This is a genomic window from Zoogloea oryzae, assembly GCF_030161255.1.
In the GTDB taxonomy this organism is placed as follows: domain Bacteria; phylum Pseudomonadota; class Gammaproteobacteria; order Burkholderiales; family Rhodocyclaceae; genus Zoogloea; species Zoogloea oryzae.
In genome coordinates, this window is the sequence record NZ_BSPX01000239.1 from 1 (window position 1) to 320 (window position 320).

A 320-nucleotide genomic window follows, 5' to 3' on the forward strand; every position below is an offset into this window, starting at 1 on the left:
TGGATCTTCTCTTATTTAAATAGTGTATCTCCATCACTTGTAGTTATTTATCATTCACTGAATGACTAAAGAAGGCTCCACCAACTGGAATCCAATCATAATGTTTATTACTTCATATCCAAACAATTCATTGAAAATCATTTAAAATTTCACACACTCTTTATATTTTTACCCATCCAAGATTGTATTCCAGGCATGTTTTTCCAGTACGATAGCAGAATTATGGATAGGTAACTATACTAGCAACTTACCAAATTTATTGTAGAAATTTTCGGGAATCAATGATTGGACCATGCAAACTAAAAATACCTTTTTTTGGA

1 protein-coding gene is annotated in these 320 nt (G+C 30.9%); it reads left to right on the top strand.

The features are described 5' to 3' along the window. Positions 1 to 3 precede the first annotated feature (3 nt). Positions 4 to 69 carry a hypothetical protein gene (locus tag QQK25_RS24880; RefSeq protein WP_498027256.1) on the top strand — a complete coding sequence of 22 codons (66 nt, stop codon included), beginning with the start codon at positions 4 to 6 and terminating at the stop codon, positions 67 to 69. Positions 70 to 320: the final 251 nt, after the last annotated feature.